We start from the raw sequence: 3,108 nt of genomic DNA, 5'->3' as shown, positions 1-3,108 counted from the left end.
GTTTTTCTTGTGGTGAAATTGAGGTAGGTTTAGTAATTAAAGCCGGTAAAATCAAAGAATGTAAATTTTATGGTGATTTTTTCAGTAATGAAGATTTAACCATTTTAGAAAAAGGGCTTGTGGGTTTAAAATATCAAGAAGGGGAAATTGAGGCTTTTTTTCAAAAGATTAATCCGGAAAAATATTTTGAGCGTGTGGAGTGGAAAGAATTAAGCCGCCTTTTCTTTCCCTAAATTTGAGGTGCTGATTATTTAAAAGGGGGTTGGGGAGATGTCTATAGAACGCACTTATGAGGAAATAAATGCCCGGATTAAATCCGGTAAAGTTGTTGTCTTAACTGCTGAAGAAGTTATTGAACGAGTTCGTGAAAAAGGAATTAAACAGACTGCTAAAGAGGTAGATATAGTTACTACTGGAACATTTGGACCAATGTGTTCTTCAGGGGTTTTCCTTAATTTTGGTCACAGCAAACCGCGGATGCGAATGAGTAAGGTTTGGTTAAATAATATTCCGGCTTATGCTGGTATCGCCGCGGTAGATGCTTATTTGGGTGCTACGGAATTACCAGAACAGGATCCACGTAATACGGATTATCCGGGAGAATTTCGTTATGGAGGGGCCCATGTTATAGAAGATTTGGTAGCTGGGAAAGAAGTATTGCTTAGGGCTGTTAGTTATGGTACTGATTGTTATCCCCTAACTAAATTGGAAAAGAAAATTTCTTTAAAAACGATTAATGAGGCACTTTTATTTAATCCACGTAATTGTTATCAAAACTATAATTGTGCGGTTAATTCTACTGAACATTTAATTTATACTTATTTAGGGGCATTAAAACCTAATTTCGGAAATGCAATGTATTCTACTTCTGGTCAATTAAGTCCTTTGTTAAAAGATCCCTATTTCCGAACAATTGGTATCGGTACACGTATTTTTTTGGGTGGGGGTAAAGGTTATGTTGTCTGGCATGGGACACAACATGCTCCTGGCTTTTTAAAAGATGAAGCTGGTAATAAGCTAACTGCCAGTGGTGGTACTTTGGCTGTTATGGGTGATTTAAAACAAATGAGTCCACGTTGGTTGGTGGGTACTAGTTATGTTGGTTATGGTGCTACCTTAACTGTGGGTATTGGGATTCCCCTACCTATTTTAAATGAAGATATTTTAGTGGAGGCGGCTAAAAGTGATGCTGAATTATATGCTCCTGTTGTTGACTATGGAAAAGCCTATCCACAAGGGGAAGCGGAAAATTTAGGTTTAGTTAGTTATGCTCAATTAAAAAGTGGTGAAATTGAAATACACGGGAAAAAAATAGCAACTGCTTCTGTGAGCAGTTATTATCGGGCACGGGAAATAGCTTGGCAGTTAAAAGATTGGATTAGTAAAGGTGAATTTTTGTTGGGGAAACCCAGTCAATTATTACCCGGCCCGGATAAAGGGGAGTGAAAAAATGGCACCGGAAAGAATCGTACTGCGTTTTTCGGAGGAAATAGCTGATCAACCGATCATTTATCATTTAGTACGTGATTATGATTTAGTAATTAATATTTTGAAAGCTAGTATTAATCCCCATAAGGAAGGAACAATGGTTTTGGAGTTAAGTGGAGAGCGTTATGCTGAAGGCATTCAATATTTAAAAGAACAAGGTGTGGTCGTCCGTTTACTAACACAAGAAGTAATTAGAAATGAAACTAAATGTACTCACTGCGGAAATTGTACGGTTCACTGTCCTACTGAGGCTCTATATGTTGAACGACCTTCTATGGAGATTAAATTTAATGGGGAGGCGTGTATTGTTTGTTTAATGTGTGTTAAAATTTGTCCGGTTCATGCCATGGAGGTTAAGATTTAGGTGATTTATGAACCGCGTCATTACCGCAGTTGGTATCGCCAAAAAGATCTATATCATTTTCGGGTAGTGGTTCAAGAAACAGATTTGGATCTAGCCATACCACGAGAAAAATATACTCCGGAGCTGCCGGGAAAAATTAAGTCCTTTTTAAAAAATGAACGAGCAATATTGGAAGCTTATTTACAAAAATATCCGGCTTTTTTAACCACCCTGCGGCCTTGGACTATTGAAAAAGCAGCACCGGAAAGTGTGTCTGTTATGTCTGAAGCAGCACAATTAGCTAATGTAGGTCCCATGGCGGCTGTAGCCGGTTTTTTTGCGGAGAAAGTAGGTGCATATTTAGCACAGTTTTCGTCTGAGGTGCTAGTGGAAAATGGTGGAGATTTATGGTTAAAAACTAAGCAGCGGCGGAAAATAAGTATTTATGCAGGAACTTCTCCTTTTTCCGGATGTATTGGTTTGGAAATTGAGCCTGCCGAGACACCACTGGGTGTTTGTACTTCTTCTGGTACAGTAGGACATAGCTTTAGTTTGGGAAAAGCGGATGCAGTAGTTATTTTAGCTACTAAGGCTGTTTTAGCGGATGCAGTGGCTACCGCGGCTTGTAACCGGGTGCAGGCAAGTAAGGATTTAGCTGTGGCTGTGAAGTGGGCTTTGACAATTCCCGGAATCCGCGGGGCGGTAGCCATTTTGGGTGAAGAGATGGCTGTTCAGGGGGAAATAAAATTAATTCCGTTAGGATAAATGGGTGGTGTCATGTGTGGAGGAGATTATTAAGGCAGTTGTTTTGGGTATAGTACAGGGGTTTACCGAGTTTTTACCTATTAGTAGTAGTGGACATTTATTATTATTTCGTAAAATGTTTGGTTTAGCTGAAGCTGGTTTATTATTAGATACAATGCTGCATGTTGGTACTTTAGTAGCGGTAGTGGCTGTTTTTTGGCGGGATATCCTAGAAATGATCAAAAGGCCTTTTAGTCATTTAACATTATTGGTGATTATGGGAACAATTCCTACGGGAATCATTGGGCTTGCTTTCAAGGATACCTTTGAACATTTGGCCACAACCGGAGTGTTTTTGGGTTGGAGCTTTTTGGCTACTGGTTTAATTTTATGGTTGGCTGATTCTTTAAAAGAAAGAGGTTTAAAGGAAATTTCGGATGTTTCTTTTAAAAATGCTTTTTTAGTGGGGACTTTACAAGGTGTGGCTATTATTCCTGGGGTTTCCCGTTCAGGTTTAACTATTTCCGGCTCCC

5 protein-coding genes are annotated in these 3,108 nt (G+C 39.1%); all 5 read left to right on the top strand.

The window, feature by feature from the left end; all coding sequences use genetic code 11:
- Positions 1–233: lipoate--protein ligase (locus GX687_05535; GenBank protein ID HHX96898.1), on the top strand; the 233-nt coding region annotated here is incomplete at its 5' end.
- A 37-nt stretch (positions 234–270) separates the two neighbouring features.
- Positions 271–1,446, top strand: coding sequence for a hypothetical protein (locus GX687_05530; GenBank protein ID HHX96897.1), 1,176 nt, complete (start codon positions 271–273; stop codon positions 1,444–1,446).
- 4 nt (positions 1,447–1,450) lie between these two features.
- Positions 1,451–1,852, top strand: a complete 402-nt coding sequence (locus GX687_05525) for a 4Fe-4S binding protein (protein HHX96896.1) — start codon at positions 1,451–1,453, stop codon at positions 1,850–1,852.
- A complete protein-coding gene (locus tag GX687_05520) occupies positions 1,853–2,596 on the top strand; it encodes a UPF0280 family protein (GenBank protein ID HHX96895.1) in 744 nt (247 codons plus the stop codon). It abuts the gene before it with no gap.
- A gap of 16 nt (positions 2,597–2,612) precedes the next feature.
- A partial coding sequence (locus tag GX687_05515; GenBank protein ID HHX96894.1) for an undecaprenyl-diphosphate phosphatase occupies positions 2,613–3,108 on the top strand: 496 nt, incomplete at its 3' end.

The sequence above is a fragment of the Clostridia bacterium genome, assembly GCA_012841935.1.
GTDB lineage: Bacteria > Bacillota > Peptococcia > DRI-13 > DTU073 > DUTS01.
This window is presented reverse-complemented; position numbering and strand designations above follow the sequence as displayed.